This window comes from Dehalococcoidia bacterium, assembly GCA_030018455.1.
In the GTDB taxonomy this organism is placed as follows: domain Bacteria; phylum Chloroflexota; class Dehalococcoidia; order DSTF01; family JALHUB01; genus JASEFU01.
Genome location: JASEFU010000001.1, coordinates 14,297 through 34,256 on the forward strand (window position 1 = coordinate 14,297; position 19,960 = coordinate 34,256).

At 65.9% G+C, this 19,960-nt stretch carries 20 protein-coding genes; 10 read left to right on the forward strand and 10 right to left on the reverse strand.

Annotated elements, in window-relative coordinates; all coding sequences use genetic code 11:
• Genes tpiA through QME71_00095 form a run of 6 tightly spaced genes read right to left on the reverse strand, consistent with a single transcriptional unit; the run spans position 1 to position 5,363 of the window.
• Complete coding sequence (gene tpiA, locus QME71_00070; GenBank protein MDI6856707.1) at positions 1–768, reverse strand: triose-phosphate isomerase; 768 nt, start codon at positions 766–768, stop codon at positions 1–3.
• 2 nt (positions 769–770) lie between these two features.
• Positions 771–1,976, reverse strand: coding sequence for a 2,3-bisphosphoglycerate-independent phosphoglycerate mutase (locus QME71_00075; protein MDI6856708.1), 1,206 nt, complete (start codon positions 1,974–1,976; stop codon positions 771–773).
• Positions 1,977–2,003: 27 nt separating this feature from the next.
• On the reverse strand, positions 2,004–3,197 hold the full coding sequence (locus QME71_00080) for a phosphoglycerate kinase (protein ID MDI6856709.1): 1,194 nt from the start codon (positions 3,195–3,197) through the stop codon (positions 2,004–2,006).
• A 32-nt stretch (positions 3,198–3,229) separates the two neighbouring features.
• Positions 3,230–4,273, reverse strand: a complete 1,044-nt coding sequence (locus QME71_00085) for a polyprenyl synthetase family protein (protein ID MDI6856710.1) — start codon at positions 4,271–4,273, stop codon at positions 3,230–3,232.
• Positions 4,270–4,716 carry a ribose 5-phosphate isomerase B gene (rpiB, locus tag QME71_00090; protein MDI6856711.1) on the reverse strand — a complete coding sequence of 149 codons (447 nt, stop codon included), beginning with the start codon at positions 4,714–4,716 and terminating at the stop codon, positions 4,270–4,272. Before rpiB ends, QME71_00085 begins: the two co-directional genes overlap by 4 nt.
• 2 nt (positions 4,717–4,718) lie before the next feature.
• Entirely contained in the window at positions 4,719–5,363 is a 645-nt protein-coding gene (locus QME71_00095) for an L-threonylcarbamoyladenylate synthase (GenBank protein MDI6856712.1), read from the reverse strand.
• Between the two features lie 219 nt (positions 5,364–5,582).
• Here QME71_00095 and guaA point away from each other — a divergent pair, with 219 nt between their 5' ends.
• The 10 genes from guaA to purS all read left to right on the forward strand — a co-directional run bounded on the left by guaA (position 5,583) and on the right by purS (position 16,088).
• Positions 5,583–7,187 carry a glutamine-hydrolyzing GMP synthase gene (guaA, locus tag QME71_00100; protein ID MDI6856713.1) on the forward strand — a complete coding sequence of 535 codons (1,605 nt, stop codon included), beginning with the start codon at positions 5,583–5,585 and terminating at the stop codon, positions 7,185–7,187.
• Positions 7,188–7,498: 311 nt separating this feature from the next.
• On the forward strand, positions 7,499–10,159 hold the full coding sequence (locus QME71_00105; protein MDI6856714.1) for an aldehyde dehydrogenase family protein: 2,661 nt from the start codon (positions 7,499–7,501) through the stop codon (positions 10,157–10,159).
• Positions 10,160–10,165: 6 nt separating this feature from the next.
• Positions 10,166–10,534 (forward strand): hypothetical protein, encoded by a 369-nt coding sequence (locus QME71_00110; protein MDI6856715.1) that lies wholly within the window; start codon positions 10,166–10,168, stop codon positions 10,532–10,534.
• A gap of 166 nt (positions 10,535–10,700) precedes the next feature.
• Positions 10,701–11,993 carry a phosphoribosylamine--glycine ligase gene (purD, locus tag QME71_00115; GenBank protein MDI6856716.1) on the forward strand — a complete coding sequence of 431 codons (1,293 nt, stop codon included), beginning with the start codon at positions 10,701–10,703 and terminating at the stop codon, positions 11,991–11,993.
• 75 nt (positions 11,994–12,068) lie between these two features.
• Complete coding sequence (purE, locus tag QME71_00120) at positions 12,069–12,533, forward strand: 5-(carboxyamino)imidazole ribonucleotide mutase (GenBank protein ID MDI6856717.1); 465 nt, start codon at positions 12,069–12,071, stop codon at positions 12,531–12,533.
• 71 nt (positions 12,534–12,604) lie between these two features.
• Positions 12,605–12,895: a cupin domain-containing protein gene (locus QME71_00125; protein ID MDI6856718.1), complete on the forward strand. Its 291-nt coding sequence runs from the start codon at positions 12,605–12,607 to the stop codon at positions 12,893–12,895.
• Positions 12,892–14,184, forward strand: coding sequence for an adenylosuccinate lyase (gene purB, locus QME71_00130; protein ID MDI6856719.1), 1,293 nt, complete (start codon positions 12,892–12,894; stop codon positions 14,182–14,184). The genes QME71_00125 and purB overlap by 4 nt, the downstream gene beginning before the upstream one ends.
• A 22-nt stretch (positions 14,185–14,206) precedes the next feature.
• Positions 14,207–14,938 carry a hypothetical protein gene (locus QME71_00135; protein MDI6856720.1) on the forward strand — a complete coding sequence of 244 codons (732 nt, stop codon included), beginning with the start codon at positions 14,207–14,209 and terminating at the stop codon, positions 14,936–14,938.
• Positions 14,922–15,815, forward strand: a complete 894-nt coding sequence (locus tag QME71_00140; protein ID MDI6856721.1) for a phosphoribosylaminoimidazolesuccinocarboxamide synthase — start codon at positions 14,922–14,924, stop codon at positions 15,813–15,815. The genes QME71_00135 and QME71_00140 overlap by 17 nt, the downstream gene beginning before the upstream one ends.
• 18 nt (positions 15,816–15,833) lie before the next feature.
• Positions 15,834–16,088, forward strand: coding sequence for a phosphoribosylformylglycinamidine synthase subunit PurS (gene purS / locus QME71_00145; GenBank protein ID MDI6856722.1), 255 nt, complete (start codon positions 15,834–15,836; stop codon positions 16,086–16,088).
• Positions 16,089–16,169: 81 nt separating this feature from the next.
• Here purS and hisB read toward each other — a convergent pair whose 3' ends face one another.
• From hisB to QME71_00165, 4 genes are read right to left on the reverse strand one after another with little or no spacing between them, the layout of a single operon-like run.
• Positions 16,170–16,766, reverse strand: a complete 597-nt coding sequence (gene hisB / locus QME71_00150; GenBank protein ID MDI6856723.1) for an imidazoleglycerol-phosphate dehydratase HisB — start codon at positions 16,764–16,766, stop codon at positions 16,170–16,172.
• Positions 16,756–17,874, reverse strand: coding sequence for a histidinol-phosphate transaminase (gene hisC / locus QME71_00155; protein MDI6856724.1), 1,119 nt, complete (start codon positions 17,872–17,874; stop codon positions 16,756–16,758). The genes hisB and hisC overlap by 11 nt, the downstream gene beginning before the upstream one ends.
• Positions 17,871–19,211 (reverse strand): histidinol dehydrogenase, encoded by a 1,341-nt coding sequence (hisD, locus tag QME71_00160; GenBank protein MDI6856725.1) that lies wholly within the window; start codon positions 19,209–19,211, stop codon positions 17,871–17,873. Before hisD ends, hisC begins: the two co-directional genes overlap by 4 nt.
• The gene (locus tag QME71_00165) at positions 19,208–19,960 is read right to left on the reverse strand and encodes a zinc dependent phospholipase C family protein (GenBank protein MDI6856726.1); all 753 of its coding nucleotides are present in this window, start codon (positions 19,958–19,960) and stop codon (positions 19,208–19,210) included. The genes hisD and QME71_00165 overlap by 4 nt, the downstream gene beginning before the upstream one ends.

Here is a 19,960-nt window from a genome sequence, read left to right on the forward strand (position 1 = left end):
CTACTTGCTTGCGGCGGTCCGCGCTGACTGCTCGATGATGGCGGAAAAAGAATCGACGTTGAGGCAGGCGCCGCCGACGAGCGCGCCGTCTATCTCCGGCTCGCGCATGAACTCGACGATGTTGTCGGGCGTGACGCTGCCGCCGTAGAGGACGCGCAGGGAGTCGCCGCGCGGCGCGTCGAAGAGACGCGTCACCTCGGCGCGGATGAGCCCTATCGCCTCGTTGGCCATGGCGCCGGTGGCCGCCTTGCCCGTTCCGATTGCCCATACCGGCTCGTAGGCGATAGCGAAGCTCTCCGGCAGGTCTACTCCGTCGAGGCCGCCGCGGACCTGACGCAGCAGCACCTCTTCCGTCTGCCCGGCCTGGCGTTCCGACTCCGTCTCCCCCACGCACATGATGGGCCGCAGGCCCGCCGCGAGCACCGCTTTGACCTTCTTGTTCACCGTTTCGTCCGTCTCGCAGAAGTAGGCGCGTCTCTCCGAGTGGCCGATTATGACGAAATCGACGATTCCCTTGAGCATCGGCGGCGACACTTCGCCGGTGAAAGCGCCTTTCTCCTCCCAGTAGACGTTCTGGGCGCCGGCCTTTATCGAACTCCCCTTCAGGCACTCGGCCACGAGCATGAGGAAAGGGAACGGCGGGCACATCACCTTCTCGACGCCGCTGACGCCGTCGACGCGCTGTCTGACGCCCTCGCACAGCTCTCTGGCGCCCTCCGCGTCCTTGTTCATCTTCCAGTTGCCGGCGATGATCGGCGTTCGCTTCATTATCAAGCTCCGAACTTTGTCAGCCGAAGAGCGTTGGCCAGCGCCAGCGGCATAGCCTCCTTTGCCGGGAAGACGCCCAGTCCGCCGTGCCGGCAGCGCGCCTCATCGAACGTCTCGATTTCATCAGGGCGGCACCAGCGCGAGTGCATAATAAAGGGTACCGGGTGCCAGCTATGTGCGCCCAGCAACGACGGCGTCGAGTGGTCGCCGCCCACCATGAATACGTCCGGGCCGAGTTCGCGTATAGCTGGAACGACCGAGTCGACCTCCTCAAGGGCAGCCACCTTGCCCTCAAAATCGCCGTCCTCGCCGCGCGAATCGGTCGCCTTGTAGTGCACGAAGAAGAAGTCGAACTCGTTCCAGTTCGCCTTCAGCGTTTCGATCTCGTCGGCGATGCCCGAGCCGGCCGGCAGGACTGTCATGCCCACCAGCTTCGCGAGTCCCCGGTACATGGGGTAGACCGCTATCGCCGCCGCCCGCAGACCGAAGACGTCGCTCACCTGGGGAATATCCGGCCACTTCGAGAACCCGCGCAGAAGGAGCATGTTTGCGGGATGCTTGTCGTGGAGGCGCTCGCGGGCGCGGGCGATGAACTCGTTCGCCAGCCGCGCCGTCTCCTCTGCTTCCGGGCGTTCCGCCTGCGCCGGCAGCGGCGGCGCTTCAAGGCGCTGCGGGTCGGTGTCCGAGACGCCCTCGGCGAGGTGGCCGCCGCGCAGCACGAGCAGGAAGCGGTGCTCGCGCACAGGCTCGACGAAAAGCTCGACGCCGGGTAGGGAGATTGTCCGCAGCTCGGCGCACAGCTCAGCGTTGCGATCGGTGCTGATGCGTCCCGCCCGCCGGTCCGTGACGGCGCCTTGGGAATCGACGGTGCAAAAGTTGCCGCGCGCCGCGACGTCCTCGCGTCTGAGATCGAAGTCGATCCCGAGGGCTTCGAGGACGCCGCGCCCCACCTGGTACCTGAGCGGATCGTACCCGAAGAGAGCGAGGTGGCCGGGGCCGCTGCCGGGGGTGATGCCGAGTCCGACGGGGACGGTCAGCCCGCAGACACCGTCGGCGGCGAGGCGGTCGAGATGCACAGTATTCGCCGCCTCCAGCTCCGAGCGCCCTGTCTCGTTGTGAGGCAGGCCTCCCAGGCCATCGATCACGAGGAGAACGATCTTCGTATCGTTCTTGACTACAAGCTCGCGGATGATATCGAGGTCCATCAACGCATCCCGGCGTATGGTCTGCTGCCGCTACCGGTCCATCAAGGCAGCCACTCCCGGCAGCGTCTTCCCCTCCAGGAACTCGAGGGAGGCGCCGCCGCCAGTGGAGACGTGAGTAAACTTGTCTTGCAGCCCCGCGTCCTCGATCAGCGCCACCGTCTCGCCCCCGCCGACGATGGTAACAGCGTCGAGGGCGGCGAGGGTCTTGGCCATCGCCAGCGAGCCCTGGGCGAACTGCGGGAACTCCGCTACCCCCAGGGGGCCGTTCCAGACCACCGTTTTGCAGTCCTCCACCGCCTCCTGAAAGGTCGCAACGCTGTCGGGGCCTATGTCCATGATACGCATTTCAGGCGGTATGTTCTGCACCTCCACTGTCTCGGCGTTGGCGTCGGCAGCGAAGCGGTCGGCAACGACAGCATCCGAGGGGAGCAGGAGCGGGACGCCGCGCTCGTCGGCCTGGCGCATGAGATCGCGCGCCACGTCGATCTGATCGTCCTCGACCAGCGATTGCCCCACGTTCATGCCGTTAGCCTTGAGCAGAGTGGATGCCATGCCGCCGCCGACGATGAGGCAATCGAGCCGCGACAGGAGGTTGCGGAGCACCCCGATCTTGGTGCTTATCTTCGCCCCGCCGATTATGGCGGCGAAGGGCCGTTGCGGGTTCGTGAGCGCCTTGCTTAGATAGTCCACTTCTCTCTCCATCAGGAAGCCGGCGACGGCGGGAAGCTCGCCGGCTATGCCGACGGTGGAGGCGTGCGCCCGATGGGCCGACCCGAAGGCGTCGTCGACATACACGTCCGCGAGTTGCGCCAGGGCGTGCGACATCTTGGGGTCGTTCGCCTCCTCTTCGGGGAAAAAGCGGACGTTTTCCAGGAGGAGGACCTCGCCGGGCTTCAACTGCCGCGTGGCTTCCTCAGCCTTCGGCCCGATAACGTGGTGAAGGGTGCGCACGGGCACCCCCAGCAGTTCGGAGAGCCGCTCACCAATTCCTGCCCGTGACATCCGCAGCTCCTCAACGACCTTGCCCTTTGGGCGGCCGAGGTGCGAACAGAGAACGACGCGCGCCCCCTTGTCCATCAGGTATCGGATGGTGGGCAGCGAGGCCCGAAGCCGGCTGTCATCGGAGATCTTGCCCGTTTCCTTGTCGAGCGGGACGTTGAAATCGACCCGCACGAGCGCGCGCTTCCCCGCGACGTCGATATCGCGGACGGTCTTCTTGTTCATGGTTCCCTCCTATCAGGACGCGAGGGAAAGGCTCAGGCCTCCCGATCAACGAAATAGTCCGCCAAGGCCTTCAGGTTGCGCCTGCTTTCGGCGGGCATCTTCACGCCTCGCAACCGGCCGAGAGCGCGAGACGCGTACCGCATAGCGGCGTTCTGGCTCTCTTCCCGCGACGAGACGCTTTGGAGCGCCGCCAGGACGTCCTCGACATCGGCTGCTGTCAGTTCCGGCTTCTCGTACAGCGCTTGCAGCTTTGTCCTGTCAGCGCCGCGCGACCGCTCCAGGGCAAAGACGACGGGGAAGGATTTCTTCCGCGCGTAGATGTCTTCCCCTGTGGGCTTCCCCATCTCGGTCGACTTCCCCCAGATGCCAAGGATATCATCCCTTATCTGGAAGGCAAAACCCAGGTTCCTGCCGAATTCCTGAAAGAGGCCGACTATATCGGGCGTCGCGCCGCCGATGACGGCTCCCCCGGCGGAGGCCGCGGACATCAGGGCGGCCGTCTTGCCTGCGGCCATGTCCAGGTAATGCTTGCAGGTGACGTCGAGCCGCCTCTCGTACTCAAGGTCGAGGTACTGACCTTCGCAAAGTTCCAGGGAGGCGATGTCGAGCAAGCGCCGTATCTCCAGCGCCTTTTCGGGCGGCAGTCCCGTCTCGCCGAGTCTCTGGAGCGTCACGTGGGCGAGCGCGAACATGCCGTCGCCGGCATTTACGGCCAGGGGGACGCCCCATATCTTCCACAGTGTCTCGCGGCCATGCCTTTCGGGGGAGCAGTCCTCAATGTCGTCATGGATGAGGCTGAAGTTGTGCAGGAACTCCAGCGCCGCCGCTGCCGGCAGGGCGCTTTCCGCTTTGCCGCCCACAGCTTCGCAGCTCAGGAGGCAGAGAAGAGGGCGCAGCATCTTGCCGCGGAACCAGTGCTCGGGCCTGCCCTCGCGGTCCTCCCACCCGAGGTGGTAGCGCATGAGGCCGTAGTGAACGAGCCGCCTGTCCTGGAGGGCCCGCTTCATCTCCCCCTCGATGAGCGGAACGTACCGCTCCTGCAAGTCGAGAAGGCGTTCCGGCCCCAATAGCGTCACCTCTCCTGGTTCTCGAGCGCCTTTACTTTTTCCAGCCGTCGGACGTGACGCCCACCCTCGAAGCCGGCGGCGAGGAATGCCTCGACCACCTCTCTCGCTACCCCTTCGCCGATGCACCAGGAGCCGAGGCAGAGGACGTTAGCGTCGGTGTGCTGTCGGGCGCGGCGTGAACTGAAGGGGTCGTGACAGAGCGCGGCGCGTACCCCCTTCACCTTGTTCGCGCAGATGCACATGCCGACGCCATTGCTGCAGACGAGGATTCCGAGGTCGTGCTCGCCGCTGACGACCGCCTTCGAAAGCGGCACAGCGATGTCGGGGTAGTCGACGGAGCTTGTATCCGGGCAGCCGAAATCCGTAACGCTATGACCGAGCGACCCGACGTGTTGGGCAAGCACCTGCTTGAGAGCAAACCCCGCGTGATCACTGCCGATGGCAATGCGCATTCTCACCCCTCGCTTGCGTCTACGTGTCCGACGACGGCTTCGATCTGAGCGCGGGTGAGCGCGCCCTCTCGCAGCAGCCGCGGCGTCTCTCCTACTAAGTCTATCACGGTTGACTCTACGCCGATCGGCGTGCGGCCCCCGTCGATGATGATGTCGACGCTGTCGCCAAGCTGTTTCGCCACGTCTCGAGCCGTCGTCGTGGGAGGCAGCCCAGAAATGTTGGCGCTGGTACCGGTGATGGGTTCGCCCAGCGTCTCGATCAGCAAACGCGGCACCTCGTGGGCAGGGACACGGACGGCCACATCGTCGCGCCCGGCGAGGGCAAGCGAGTGAAAGGCAGGGTTGCGGGGCAAGACAAGGGTGAGAGGGCCCGGCCAGAAGCGAGAGGCTAACTTCAACGCCAAATCAGGCACTCTCAGGGTTACCTGCCGTGCGTCATGGGGATGAGAAAGAAGCATGGGAAGCGGATCGTCCGCGGGGCGGTTCTTGGCTTTGTATAGCCTCTTCACCGCTTCGTCGTTGGCGGCGGCGGCAGCCAGACCGTACAATGTGTCGGTTGGGAAGGCGACGAGGCCGCCATTGCGCAAACACTCGACGACAACGGAGAGTTCGCGCGCAAAAAGGGCTTCACAAGTGATTATCCGCATATTCTCAAGAGCAGAAGCGCCGGTTGACGGTAGTATAACACGGGTGCTATTCTGAGGTCGACATGGACGCTGCTGAGCAAGAGGCCTGGGCACGAGAACCCGGGCCTTGCTGCTTAGCTCGGCAGCGCAGCTTCGAGTCCCGGTAGCGCCATGGACAGCTCTGAGGACGCCCCCGACCGGCGGTTCCGCACAAGCGACGACATCGAGGTGTCGACGTACCTGGAGATTGCGCGCGAAAAGGGCGGCGAGCGTCCGGTCGCGGCGGAGCCGGGACGCGAGGTAAAGCCGGAAGCGGTAGTGGTCCTCGATTTCGGCTCGCAGACGAGCCTGCTCATCGCGCGGCGCATCCGCGAGTGTCATGTCTACTGCGAGCTCGTCCCCTACTATGCCCCCTGGGAGGAAATCGCCGGCCTCAACATCAAGGGCTTCGTCCTGTCAGGCGGACCGGCAAGCGTTTATGCGGAGGGAGCGCCCCTCACCCCATCATACGTGTTCGAAGCGGGAGTCCCTGTGCTCGGCATCTGCTACGGGATGCAGCTGCTCGCTCACCAGCTCGGCGGGCGCGTGTCCCCCGGCGAGAAGCACGAGTACGGCCACACCATGCTGCATCAGGCGGAGCAGTCGGACCTGTTCGCCGACCTGCCGCCCTCGATGCCGGTCTGGATGAGCCACGGCGATCACATTGTCGAGCCGCCGCCCGGCTTCCGATCCCTCGCCTACTCCGACAATTCGCCCATCGCCGTCATGGGCAACGAGCGCGGGCTCCTCGGCTTGCAGTTCCATCCGGAGGTCGTCCACACGCCGCAGGGCAAGAAGATCATGGAGAACTTCCTGTACCGGGTGTGTGGCTGCCGCGGCGATTGGACCCCGGAGAACTTCGCGGCGGAAAGTGTGAAGCGCATAAGGTCGCAGGTCGGCGACGGGCGGGTAATCTGCGCCCTTTCAGGCGGCGTCGACTCTGCGGTGGCCGCCACGCTTGTGCACCGGGCCGTTGGCGACCAGTTAACGTGCATATTCGTGAACAACGGTCTGCTGCGGCGCGAGGAGCCCGAACGCGTGCTGCAGACGTTCCGTCGCAACATGAAGATGAACCTGATTGACGTCGACGCCACCGACCGCTTCCTCAAGGTGCTGGCCGGCGTCACTGACCCCGAGGAGAAGCGGCACCGCGTCGGGGAGGAGTTCATCCGCGTCTTTGAGGAGGAGGCGGACAAGCTGGGCCGGGTCGACTTCATCGTGCAGGGGACCACGTACCCCGATGTCATCGAGAGCGCGTCCTCGCCCACGGGCGACGGCTCCGCCGCGAAGATCAAGAGCCATCACAACGTCGGCGGGCTGCCCAAAGAGATGACGCTACAACTCATCGAGCCTTTGCGCTATCTGTTCAAGGACGAGGTGCGACAGGTGGGCCTGGAAGTTGGCCTTCCGGAGGAGATGGTCTTCCGCCAGCCTTTCCCCGGGCCCGGGCTTGCGATCCGCATTATCGGCGAGGTGACGCCGGGGAAGCTGGAGACGCTTCGCGCCTGCGACTGGATAGTTATGAACGAGATCAAGAACGCGCGCCTCTATCGCGAACTGTGGCAGGCTTTCGCGGTGCTGACGGACAGTCGCAGCGTTGGTGTCATGGGTGACTTCCGCACCTACGGGCACGTCGTCGCATTGCGCGTCGTCACGGCCGAGGACGCGATGACTGCCGACTGGGCGCGGCTCCCCTACGACCTGCTGGCGCGGATCGCGAGCCGCATCGTCAACGAGGTGCCGGCGGTGAACCGCGTAGTTTACGACATCACGTCGAAGCCACCCGGCACAATTGAGTGGGAGTAGTTTCCCGCCCACCGGCAAGCGCGCGATCATTTTCCCACACGGTCCCACCCCAGAACTGTCAGACCGCAATCGAAATGTCCGCGTTCCCACCCCGCCCCTTCCCCACACGCAAGCGGCGCGCAGTTTTTCCCACGTCCCACCCCAGAAACGTCTCGCGGCAAGCGAGGCGCCGGTACTCCCACCCCACCCTTCCCCAGCACCTTTCCCGCCCTTAGCAGCTTCTACCTAAGTGGGAGCAGTGGTATCTTTCAGCTACCTCGGAGCGTCCCGACCGGGGGGACGCAAGGTCGCAGCCTGCAGGGAGGAGTTCAATGGAGCAGTACAAGCTCTTCATCAACGGCGAGTTCGTCGACGCCCGCGACGGGAAGACATTCGAGTCCATTGACCCGGGGACGGAGCAACCTATCGCCACCATCGCCCAGGCGGGGACCGCCGATGCCGAGGCCGCCATTGCTGCCGCGCGCAGAGCGTTTGACAGCGGGGTATGGAGCGGCCTTTCGCCGAAAGCGCGCATGGCCAAGATCCAGGACTTCGCCGACCAGGTGGCGCGGCAGGCCCTTCGGCTGGCCGCAACGGAGTCGATGGACTCAGGGCAGGTCATATCACTCGCCAAGTTCTTCCCCCTGCTGGGGGTCGGTTTTCTTCGCAACATAAGCCTCTACGCCGCGACGAAGTTTCCCTGGGAAGAGGAGATACCCGTCTCGGGCAACGTCTTTGCCCCCGGGCGCGACTTCATCCGTCGCGAGCCGATCGGCGTCTGCGTGGGCATCATCCCCTGGAACTACCCGATGACGATGGCGTTCTGGAAGATCGCACCCGCGCTCGCGACCGGTAACACCGTCGTGCTCAAGCCTGCCTCCTACACCTCGCTGAGCGCCCTCATCATCGCCGAGGCAGCGCAAGCGGCCGGGCTTCCCGCGGGCGTCTTGAACGTCATTCCCGGGCCGGGCGGCTCGTTGGGCAAGACCCTTTGCACCCATCCCGACGTCGACAAGATCGCCTTTACCGGCAGCACCGAGGTGGGACGCGAGATCATGCGAATGGCCTCCGACACGGTGAAGAAAGTGACCCTCGAACTTGGCGGCAAGTCGGCCAACATCATCCTCGACGACTGCGACATGGAGCTTGCCGTTGAAGGCGCGTGCTTCGGCACGTTCTTCCACCAGGGTCAGGTGTGCGAATCGGGCACGCGCGTGCTCGTCCAGTCGAAGATCTACGACGAGTTCCTGGGGAAGATGAAGAAGCGCGCCGAAGCCCTCCGCGTCGGCTACCAGCTCGATCCCACCTCTCACCTCGGGCCGCTTGTCAGCAAGGAGCAGCTCGCTACCGTCGAGCGCTACGTGGCGCTGGGCAAGGAAGAGGGCGCGACGCTTATAACGGGCGGGCAGCGCGTGGAGGTCCCCGGCATCGCCGGCGGCTACTACTACCCCCCCACGATCTTCGCCGACGTCGACAACAAGATGCGCATCGCCCAGGAGGAGATCTTCGGCCCTGTCGTCTGCGTCATCAAGTTCCACGACGACGATGAGGCGGTTGCCATCGCCAACGACTCCATATACGGACTCGGCGGCGGCGTCTTCTCCTCCAACACGGCGAGAGCGGAGCGCATCGCCCGCGGCGTGCGCACCGGCACGATGTGGATCAACAACTACCACATTTTCGCCGACTTCGCCCCCTTCGGCGGCTACAAGCAGTCGGGCGTCGGGCGCGAGCTGGGCGGTGCCGGACTGCACGAGTACGTGGAAATCAAGCGCGTGCACGTGCCTGCCCTCGCCGACAAGAACTCCAACATGACCTTCCAGATACTATCCGACAACAAACGAGTCGAAGGCTTCTCTTACTCCTGCCCCACAAACGTCATCGTTGGCCACGGGTCGCTCAGCGGCATTTACAAGGCGATCGCCGACCTCGGCTGCCGGAGGGCGCTGATCCTCACCGACCCCGGCGTCCGGAAAGCGGGGCTCGCCGACCTGACGAAGAACGCGCTCGTTGATTTCTGCGTCGGCATCTACGACAGCATCCCGGCCGACCCCGACCTCGAATCCGTTGACGCCGCCGTCGAAGCCGCGCGCGAACTAAACGCCGATTGCATCGTCAGCGTGGGCGGCGGCAGCGTGCTCGACACGGGCAAATCCGTTTGCGTCACGCTGAAGAACGGCGGCAAGGCCAACGACTACCTCAACATGCAGGTGCTCACCGAGCCGCAGACGCCCCACATCGCCATCCCCACGACCGCGGGCACGGGCAGCGAGGTGACGACCATCGCCGTGCTCACGAGCAAGGGCGCCGGCCGCAAGCTCTTCATCGTCGACCCGCGCATCCTGCCGAACGTCGCCATCCTCGACCCCCGCTTCACGATGACCCTGCCCAAGGACATGACGGCCTGCACCGCCATGGACGCCCTCACGCACGCTGTCGAGGCGCTGACGAGCACGATGGCCAACCCGATGTGCGACGGCCACGCCCTGCAGGCAATACGCCTGATAACCGAGAACCTGCCGCTCGTCATCGCCGACGGGAGCAACGAGAAGGCGCGGCTCAACATGCAGATCGCGGCCACGGCGGCCGGGCTGGCCTTCACCACCGCCCAGGTCGGGCTGGCGCACGGCATGGCGCACACCCTGGGCACGCTGCACCACGTTTCGCACGGCGCGGCCTGCGGCATCGTCCTCCCCAAAGTGATGCGCTACAACGTCGACTATGCAGCGCCCAAGCTGGCCCTTGTCGCGCAGGCTATGGGGGTCGACACCCGCGGCATGGACGAGCGCGAAGCGGCGCTGGCCGCCGCCGAGGCGGTCGAAGCCCTCATGGTGAAGGCGCAGCACCCGCTAAAGCTGCGCGACGTGGGCGTGCCCGAAGACAACCTGCCTATGTGCGCGTTCCACGCCATCGCCGACACAGCCGTGATCTTCAACGCCCGCCCCGTCAATGACCCGAACGAAATCCTGGCACTCTATCAGCAGGCCTACTAGCGACGGGTGGACCACCGCGCGGGGTGGATAGGCAAGGAGCAGACCATAGCGGCGATCACGGCGGACGCGGCGGCCATCGCGGCCATTAAATCGTTCCTGGCTGAGGCGGGCGCGCGGGGCGCCGTGCGCGTCGAGCTCGCTTCCAGCGGCTGTTGCGACGCCGCGCTCGCACTGCGAGTGGACGCCGCCCGCGAGTCCGACCACGTGGAAGAGGTCGACGGCCTGACGTTCGTCATCGACAGGGAGACGCTGGAAATCGTGGGCGAGGTGCGTATCTCTCACGCCGACGAGCGGGGGCGAAAGGGCTTCGTCGTCACTTCCAGCAACCCCGTCAGCGAATGGGACGGCTTCGCGCCTACAGGCATCACAACATGAGATGCTCCCTCGTCGGGCATCTTGCCCGCCCGCTTCGGCGCCGTGACGTCCCCGCATATCCGTTTATCCGTTATCCATCCGCTGACAGGTCTCATCTTGCCCCTGCCGCCGTCACCGGATACCATCATAGCGGCCGTCTCGCTCACACCCACCGCAGAGGAAGCGTTTGCGAGTTCTCATCGTCGGCTCCGGTGGCCGTGAACACGCCCTCGCCTGGAAGATAAGGCAGTCTTCCCGGCTCGACGCCCTCTACGTCTCCCCGGGCAACGCCGGCACCGCGGCAATCGCCGATAACCTGCCCGTCAAGGCCAACGATATCGAAGGCATCGTCCGCGTGGCCCGCGAGCAGCGCATCGACCTCGTCGTTGTCGGACCGGAGGAGCCGCTAACCCTGGGCCTCGTCGACGCCCTCGCTGCCGCCGGGATCGCCGCCTTCGGCCCCACGAAAGCGGCCGCTGAGCTGGAGGCAAGCAAGGTCTTCGCCAAGGAGCTGATGGTCCGCCACGGCATCCCGACAGCGCGACACCAGAGCTTCGACTCCATGTGGGAGGCAGGCCTCTACATCGCCGAGCATAAGGAGCCGCTTGTCATCAAGGCCGACGGGCTCACCGCCGGCAAGGGCGCGATCGTCACCCGGGATGCGGCGGAAGCCCTGGAGGCCGCCGACGCCATACTCTGCGACCGCGTCTTCGGCGCGGCGGGCGCCCGCATCGTCGTCGAGGAGCGGCTGAGCGGCCGCGAAACGTCGGCGCAGGCGTTCACCGACGGGCGTACCGTTGTGTCCATGCCTCTCTCTTGCGATCACAAGCCCGTCTTCGACTACGACGAGGGGCCGAACACCGGCGGCATGGGCGCCTACAGCCCGCCCGGGTGGATCCGGCCGGAGCTGGTGCCCTGGATCCACGAACACGTCACCCAGGCCACCGTGCGGGCCATGGCGGAAGAGGGCCGCCCTTACTGTGGCGTCCTCTACCCCGGCCTGCTGGTCACCGAGAACGGGCCGAATGTGCTCGAGTTCAACTGCCGCTTCGGCGACCCCGAGACGCAGGCGATCCTGCCGCGCCTCAAGAGCGACCTGCTCGAAATACTGTGGGCGGTGGCGAACGGACGCCTGCACGAGGCGCAGGTGGAGTGGCGCGACGAGCCGTGCGTCGCCGTGGTGCTGGCGTCCGGCGGCTACCCCGGCAAGTACGACACCGGCTTCCCGATACGGGGGCTGGACGAGCTTGACGAAGACGCTATAGTGTTCCATGCGGGTACGCGCCGCGAGAATGACGGACAACTCGTCACGTCGGGGGGGCGGGTGATGGCAGTGACGGCGCTGGGCGCGACACTCGAGGAGGCGCGGCGCAAGGCGTACACCAACGTCGAGCGCATCCGCTTCGAGGGGATGCACTACCGTCGCGACATCGGCGGGCGGCGCTTCCGCCCCCGCCCCGAATGGCTAGAGATACCGTAGCGCGCATCAACAGATCGGGTCTCGCAGAAGAGTAATGGGTCGGGCATTTTGCCCGACGCCCAAAAGGAACTTGCCATGCCAGAGGCAATCGTCGCCGTTGTGATGGGGTCGAAGTCAGACGCTCCGCTCGTCCAGGAGTGCCTCGACACCCTGAACGCCCTCGGCATCCCCCACGAGACGCACGTCCTCTCCGCCCACCGCACCCCCGACAAGGTGCGCGAGTTCGCCCAATCGGCGGAGCAGCGGGGGATACGCGTCGTCATCGCCGCCGCCGGCGGCTCCGCTGCTCTTCCGGGCGCCATCAAGGCCTACACCGCCGTGCCGGTCATCGGCGTCCCCCTCGCCTCCAGCGACCTCAAGGGCGTCGACGCCCTCCTCGCCATCGCCCAGATGCCGCCGGGCGTTCCGGTCGCCACCGTTGCCGTCGGCAAGTGGGGGGCGCGCAACGCCGCCCTTCTCGCCGCCGAGATCCTCGCCCTCAGCGACGCGCGGATAAGACAGGCGTACGGGGCCTATCGCGAGAAGCAGGCGTCGAGGTAAACTGAAGAGTGGCCGTGCCGGAGAAATCGAATCCCGCGTTCAAAGCCAACTCTGAATGCAGACCCGTTGAGATGTCGGCGGGCGTGGTGCGCCGCACTCTCGTCAGCGGCGAACGCGTCACCATCTGCGAGTTCACGCTGACGAAGGGGGCAGTGATTGCCCCGCACAACCACGAGCACGAGCAGGCGGGGTACGTCGCGCGTGGCCGGCTGTCATTCGTCATCGGCGGCGAAGGCCGGGAGCTGTGCGCCGGCGACGGCTACGTCGTCCCGGCCAACGTGACCCATGCCGTGACGGCGCTCGAGGACAGCATCGCTATCGACGCCTTCTCACCGCCTCGATTGGAGTACATGGACTCATGATCCCGAAATACTCACGACCCGAAATGGCCGCCATCTGGTCGGACAAAGGGAAGTACGACCGCTGGCTTCAGGTGGAGATCGCCGTGTGCGACGCCTGGGCGCAGCGCGGCGACATCCCCGAAGAGGCGGCGGAAAAGATCCGCCACGCCTCCTACGACCTGGAGGCGATGGAGCGCTACCTCGCGGAGACGCACCACGACGTCATCTCCTTCCTCCGCACCGTCGCCGACAGCCTCGGCGAGGAGGGGCGCTACGTCCACATGGGCCTCACCTCGTATGACGTCGTCGATACCGCCCTCGGCATCGCCCTGCGCGATTCGTCCGACATCCTCCTGCGCGATCTCGCCGCCCTCATCGAGGCGGTGGAAGAGAAGGCGCGCGAGCATAAGTACACGCTCATGATGGGGCGCACGCACGGCGTCCACGCCGAGCCCATAACCTTCGGGCTGAAGCTGGCGTCGTGGGTGGACGAGCTGCGCCGCAATGAGCGCCGCCTCGCGGAGGCGAAGGCGGAGGTCGCTGTGGGCAAGATAAGCGGGCCCGTGGGCAGCCACGCCACCGTCCCGCCCGACATCGAGGAGGCGGTCTGCAAGCGGCTCGGCCTGGGAATCGAAGCGATAAGCACGCAGATCGTCCACCGCGACCGGCACGCCCGCTTCCTGACCACGCTTGCCGTCCTCGCCTCGTCGCTCGACAAGTTCGCCACCGACCTGCGCAACATGCAGCGCACGGAGATCCTCGAGGTGGAGGAGCCGTTCGAGGCGGGACAGACGGGGTCGAGCGCCATGCCCCACAAGCGCAACCCCGAGAAGTGCGAGCGCATATCCGGCCTCGCCCGCGTCGTCCGTGGCTATGCCGTCGCCGCGCTGGAGAACGTCGCTCTCTGGCACGAGCGCGACCTCACGGACTCCGCGCCCGAACGCATCATCCTCCCCGACGCATGCCTGCTCGTCGACTACATGCTGGACCTCTTCACTTACGTCGTGCGCGGCCTCCAGGTCTACCCCGACCGCATGCGCGAAAACGTCGAGCTCACGCAGGGCCTTGTCTTCTCGCAGCGAGTGCTGATTGCCCTCATAGAGAAGGGGCTGAGCCGCGACAAGGCCTACAAGACCGTGCAGGCCAGCTCGATGCGCGCTTGGAAGGAGCGGCGGCCCCTACGAGGCCTGCTCGAGGAAGACCCGGAGGTCACCAGCCGGCTCAGCGCACAGGAGATGGACGCCATATTCGACTACGGCGTGTACACCCGCTACGTCGACCACTCCTTCGAAAGACTGGGCCTGTCCTGAGCGCTGCCGCAGGGAGGCGTGAATGACGAATAACGGCGGCGAGCCCGACCTGCTCCGCCGGCGCATGGAGCTGGGACAGATAATCGACCGCTCCCTCACCCTGTACCGGTTGAACTTCCCCGAACTCGTGGCGATGGCCGCCATCACTCTCCCCGTCGACATCGTCAGCGCGCTGGCCGCCGCTGCAATCACCGACGCAATCGTCCTGACAATCGCAAGCATCCCTCTTTACGTGGTGAGCATCGCCGTCACCGTCATCGCGACTGCCGCCATCGCCCGCGCCGTCGACGACATCGCCGACGGGCTTCCGGCGGATTTCAATCGCAGTTATCGCTACGTGGCGGAGCGCCTTCGCACGCTCATGCTGGCTGCGCTGCGGGTCTTCCTCCCCGTCGTCCTCGCCGCCGTCACCGTGGTAGGAATCCCGCTCGCCGTTTACCTGCTCGTCCGCTGGATATTCTTCCCGCAGGCGGTCGCAATCGATGGCCAATCATCAGACGACGCCGTCGCCTTGAGCGCGCGCATAGTCAAGGGACAGTGGTGGCGTACTTTTGGTATACTCCTGGTGGTGTGGCTGCTCGCCAGTTTTCCGGCCGTTGCGGTCGCCATATTGTTCGCGCCCGCGGCGGTGATTGCGTCCGGGCTGGCGAGCGCAGCCATCGCAGTCATCATCCTGCCGTTTGTAGCGGTGGCTTCCACCCTCCTCTACTACGATTTGAGAAGCAGGGAGCGCGAGCGTGCCGGTACTACTTGAGACCCAATTGCCCAACCTCTACGCCCGCGGCAAGGTGCGCGACACGTACGACGTCGGCGACGGGCGCCTGCTCATGGTCACCACCGACCGCATCTCGGCGTTCGATGTGGTGCTACCCAACGGCATCCCCGACAAGGGCGCCGTCCTGACGCAACTCTCCGGCTTCTGGTTCGGGAAGACGGCCGGAATTGTCCCCAACCACCTTCTGCGCATCATCGAAGACACGAAAGCGCCCGACTTGCCGCTGGCCGTGCCGCCTGAGCTCGTCGGACGCTCGATGCTGGTGAAGAAGGCGGAGCGCATCGACATCGAATGCGTCGCGCGGGGCTACCTGTCCGGCTCGGCGTGGGTCGAGTACCAGGAAACGGGTCGCGTGTGCGGCGTGGCGCTGCCGGAAGGGTTGCGAGAGAGCGACCAGCTTCCGCAACCGATATTCACGCCGGCAACGAAGGCGGAAAGCGGCCACGATATTAACATCAGCTACGACGAGGTGGCTGCGAAGGTCGGGCCGGACCTGGCCGAGCAGTTGAGAGACACAACGCTGGCGGTTTACCGTTACGCCGCCGGCTACGCCCGTCGCCGCGGGATCATAATCGCCGACACGAAGATGGAGTTCGGGCGCGCGGACGGCCAACTGATCCTCATCGACGAGCTGCTGACGCCAGACTCAAGCCGCTTCTGGTCGCTCGACACGTACGAGCCGGGCAAGCCGCAGCCCAGCTTTGACAAGCAGCCTGTGCGCGACTGGCTGATCCGCTCCGGCTGGAACCGCGAGCCGCCGGCGCCCGAGCTGCCGCCGAAGATCGTCGCCGAGACGTCGGAGCGCTACAAAGAGGCGTTTCGCCGCCTCACCGGACGCGAGATCCGCCACCGCTAGCGCTGCAAGGAGAGAGCCGTGTATCTGGCGAAGGTGTACGTGACCCTCAAGCCGACGGTGAACGACCCACAGGGGCTGACGATACGAGGAGGTCTGCACTCGCTCGGCTTCGGCGAGGTGGAGAGCGTGCGGGCGGGGAAGTACCTGGAGATACGTCTGGACGAGGAGCAGCGGTCGGAGGCAGAGGCGCGCGTGCACGACATGTGCCGCAAGCTGCTGGCGAACCCCGTCATCGAAGACTACCGCTTCGAACTCGAGGAGTTGCCGCGTTAGCGGCCGATGGACATACGGTATGCGGGTGAGAGACGGCCCGGAGCCCAGGTAGGGGCGGGCCTCTGTGCCCGCCCAGTCAGATCAAAGCTGCCCCTTCGTGCTGGGTACTTCGCTGCCCAGGCGCGGGTCCCGGCGCACCGCCTCACCCAGCGCGCGCGCGAGCGCCTTGAACACCGCCTCGGCCTTGTGATGGTCGCTCGCGCCCGCAAGCGTGCGCGCGTGCAGCGTCAGCCGCCCCTCCGTCGCGATCGACCACAACAGATGGCTGACAAGCTCCGTCGGCAGCTCGCCCACGCGCTCCCCTGTCCACGAAAGCTCCGTCGAGGCGTACCCGCGCCCGCTGACGTCCACGGACACGAGCGCCAGCGCCTCGTCCAGCGGCACGACCGCATGCCCGAAGCGAACGATCCCCTTTCGCTCGCCCAGCGCCTTGCGCAGCGCCCGCCCCAGGCAGATCGCCACGTCCTCCGCCGTGTGGTGCGGGTCGACCTCGAGGTCGCCTTTCGCTTCGACAGTTATGTCAATCAGGCTATGCCGCGATAGCTGCTGCAGCAGGTGGTCCAGCATCCCGATGCCGGTCTCCACCTCGGCGCGTCCGCGTCCGTCGAGGTTGACCTCAACGCGGACGGTCGTCTCCTTCGTCTCGCGCTCTTCCTTGCCGCGACGTTCACCGGCCAATCTCGCCTCCTATCTCTTGCAGCGCCGCAATCAGCGCCTCCGTTTGCTCGGGCAGCCCCACGCTTATGCGCAGGCAGTCGCGCAGGCGCGGCGCTTCGAAGTAGCGCACCATTATCCCGCGCTCGCGCAGCCTTCGCCACACGTCCTTCGCGTCCGCTCCGATAACGCGGCAGAGGACGAAGTTCGCCTGCGAGGGCAGCGGCCGCAGGAACGGAACGCCGCTCAGGAGTTCGAACAGACGCTCCCTTTCGCCGAGCAGGCGCCGCACTCGCTCCTCGAGCAGCGCCGCGTCCTCCAGCGAGGCGATGAGCGCCGCCTGCGCCGCCGCGTTCAGGTTATACGGCTGCTTGATCTTCATCAGCGTCCGCGCTACGGCCGGCGTCATCACACCGTACCCCGCGCGCAGCCCGGCCAGGCCCGCCCACTTGCTGAACGTCCGCAGCACGATGAGATTGTCGCGCGACGGCACGAGCGAGGCGAAGCTTCCGCCCGAAAACTCGACATACGCCTCATCGACAACGACGATGAGCCCCGTCGCCAGCAGCGCGTCCAGCTCGTCGCGGCCGGTCACATTCCCCGTCGGGTTGTTCGGCGAGGCGACGAACAGCATTTTCGCGTCGCGGGCGGCCGCGCGCACCGACGCCACGTCCAGCGAATAGTCGTCGCTGCGCGGCGCCTCGATGACGCGTCCGCCCGCCACACTCGTCAGGAACGAGTACATCCCGAACGTGGGCGGACAATCGATGACCGCTTCGCCGGGCGAAAGGAACGCCTTGATCAGCAGCTCGATCAGCTCGTCGCTGCCGCTCCCCGCGACGATGTGCTCCTCGCTCAGCGAAAGATAAGCGGCAATCGCCCGCCTCGCCTCCCGCTGCACGGGGTCGGGGTAGATGTGGTAACTGGGGTAACTCGCCAGCGCCTCCAGCGCCCGCGGCGATGGCCCGTAGGGGTTCTCGTTGCCGTCGAGCTTGACGATCTGCTCCGGTTTCACCCCCAGCCGCTGCGCGAGCTGGTCCACTGGCTCAATGGGCTCGTAGCCCTCCAGCGCAGAGAGATCAGGCCGCAACAGGCGCTGCACGTCGATATCCAGACTGCTCTTCTCGCTCATCCGTCAGAGCCCCCGTCGAGGCCGAGCCGCATCTCGATGGCGCGGGCGTGCGCCGTCAGTCCCTCCGCGCGCGCTATAGCCGCCGCCGCCGGCCCCCACTCGCGCAGCGACTCCTCGCCGACGCCCACGACGTTGGTGATCTTCAGGAAGTCGAGCACGTTCAGCGGCGACGAGAAGCGGGCGCTCCCCGCCGTGGGCATGACGTGGCTGGGGCCGGCCGTGTAGTCGCCCATCGCCTCGGGCGAAGACTCTCCAATGAAGACGCCGCCCGCGTTGCGCACCCGTCGCGACCACGGACGCGGGTTGCGGACGAGCAGACAGAGGTGCTCCGGCGCGTACTCGTTGGCGAGGGCGATCGCCTCGTCCAGCGTGCGGACGATGACGGCGCCGCCCCGCGCCTCCATCGACGCCCGCGCGACCCGTTCGCGTTCGAGGCCGGTAAGCTGCCGTTCCACCTCGCGCTCAACGTCCGCGGCAAACCTGCGGGAGGTCGTGATCAGTAAGGCCGTCGCCAGCTCGTCGTGCTCCGCCTGCGCCAGGAGATCGGCCGCGCACAGGGCGGGATCGGCGCTGCCGTCAGCGATGATCACGGTCTCCGTCGGCCCGTAAACGGAATCGATCCCGACGACACCGTAGAGCTGCTGCTTCGCTAGGGTGACGAAGATGTTCCCGGGACCGCAGATCTTGTCGACGCGCGGCACCGTTTCCGTCCCGAAAGCAAAGGCCGCGATGGCCTGCGCGCCGCTGCCGCAGAACACGCTGTCGATGCCGGCGATATCGGCGGCGACAAGCTTCAGCGGGGAGACGCGGCCCGCCCTATCGACCGGCGAGATCATGAACATCTCTTCGACGCACGCGACCTTGGCCGGCAGCGCGGTCATGAGAACGGAGGAGGGGTAGACGGCGTCGGTGCCCAGCGCGTACACGCCCACGCGCTGGAGAGCCCGGACGCGCATCCCCAGGCCGTCCTTCGTGAAGCTGGACATGGTCCGGTCGTACTGCATCTCGTGGAACAGCCGGATACGCTCGGCGGCGAACCGCAGCGCGGCCGCGATTCTCGGCTCGACCTGCTCGTACGCGGCCTTCACCTCTTCGGGAGAGACGGTCAGGGACGGGTACGGCACGCCGTCAAACGCTTCGCTGTAGCGCCTGAGGGCGGCGTCGCCCTCGTTTCGCACGTCGCGTATGATGCGCGCCACCGCCTCCGCCGGCGAAAGCTCCCGACCGAACACCGCCCGCGTCCTCTCGTGAATGTGGGGCGGCACGTCCATCTGCGTCAGGGGCCGGCGGCGTAGCAGCGAGCGGCGCGCCTCGTCCGCGCCGAGAACGATCCTCATTTCAGGTACCTTCGCAAAGCAGCCAGGGAACCGGTTGTGACAGCATGGAGGAACTCCGTCATGCGGTGCTCCGTTACGTGCTCCTTTGCCTCCCTGAGCAGGTCGGGGACGGTTGACAGGAACTCGTCGAGCTTCTCTTCGGTATCGATTCCGGCGTTAAGAAGAAAACGTCCCGCCAGATAGCGGAAGCGGTCCCAGCTCGGCGGGCGTTCGAGCATTTCGACGGCAACGTCCCGCCAGCGCCGCAGCGACGCGCTGTCAACGAAGGCGATGTCAAGGTCCAGGTCGCTCCCCAGAAGCACGGCTCTGATCTCGCGCGTGATCTCCGCGCGGCGACGGCGCTCCAAGTCCATATCGTACTGCAGCACCCGGTCCATTATGTTGGCGCGGGCGTCGCCGCCGAGGGGCGAGTCGGGCCCGAAGACAGGACGGTATATCTCGGTTATCCAGAGCTCGTCGATTACCAGGTGTGAGATGTACCCTGCGACAAACGCCGGCGCGCCGCCTCTAAGCTCGTCGGGGCAACGAAGTTCGGGATGCGCCTCGAAAAACGTCGCCACGCTGTTCTGCTCGTGCAGCTCGTCGAGCTCGAAGTAGTGAGAAAGGCTCCTCTTCCGCCCGTCAAGGATGTGCATGTCGGGGCCCGTCGAGCCCATATAATAGGCGCCTCGGTAGGCGTCGAGCGTGGGATGTGAGAGGGTATCGGCCAGCTCTCTCGCGACGGACATGTGAAAGACGAGATGCGGCAT

What these genes read in the sequence shown, in the direction of transcription:
- tpiA (MDI6856707.1), bottom strand. Translation starts at nt 768, where the DNA reads ATGAAGCGAACGCCGATCATCGCCGGCAACTGGAAGATGAACAAGGAC.
- QME71_00080 (MDI6856709.1), bottom strand. Translation starts at nt 3,197, where the DNA reads ATGAACAAGAAGACCGTCCGCGATATCGACGTCGCGGGGAAGCGCGCG.
- rpiB (MDI6856711.1), bottom strand. Translation starts at nt 4,716, where the DNA reads ATGCGCATTGCCATCGGCAGTGATCACGCGGGGTTTGCTCTCAAGCAG.
- QME71_00095 (MDI6856712.1), bottom strand. Translation starts at nt 5,363, where the DNA reads ATGCGGATAATCACTTGTGAAGCCCTTTTTGCGCGCGAACTCTCCGTT.
- QME71_00105 (MDI6856714.1), top strand. Translation starts at nt 7,499, where the DNA reads ATGGAGCAGTACAAGCTCTTCATCAACGGCGAGTTCGTCGACGCCCGC.
- purE (MDI6856717.1), top strand. Translation starts at nt 12,069, where the DNA reads ATGCCAGAGGCAATCGTCGCCGTTGTGATGGGGTCGAAGTCAGACGCT.
- QME71_00125 (MDI6856718.1), top strand. Translation starts at nt 12,605, where the DNA reads ATGTCGGCGGGCGTGGTGCGCCGCACTCTCGTCAGCGGCGAACGCGTC.
- purB (MDI6856719.1), top strand. Translation starts at nt 12,892, where the DNA reads ATGATCCCGAAATACTCACGACCCGAAATGGCCGCCATCTGGTCGGAC.
- QME71_00135 (MDI6856720.1), top strand. Translation starts at nt 14,207, where the DNA reads ATGACGAATAACGGCGGCGAGCCCGACCTGCTCCGCCGGCGCATGGAG.
- hisC (MDI6856724.1), bottom strand. Translation starts at nt 17,874, where the DNA reads ATGAGCGAGAAGAGCAGTCTGGATATCGACGTGCAGCGCCTGTTGCGG.
- hisD (MDI6856725.1), bottom strand. Translation starts at nt 19,211, where the DNA reads ATGAGGATCGTTCTCGGCGCGGACGAGGCGCGCCGCTCGCTGCTACGC.
- QME71_00165 (MDI6856726.1), bottom strand. Translation starts at nt 19,960, where the DNA reads ATGCCGCATCTCGTCTTTCACATGTCCGTCGCGAGAGAGCTGGCCGAT.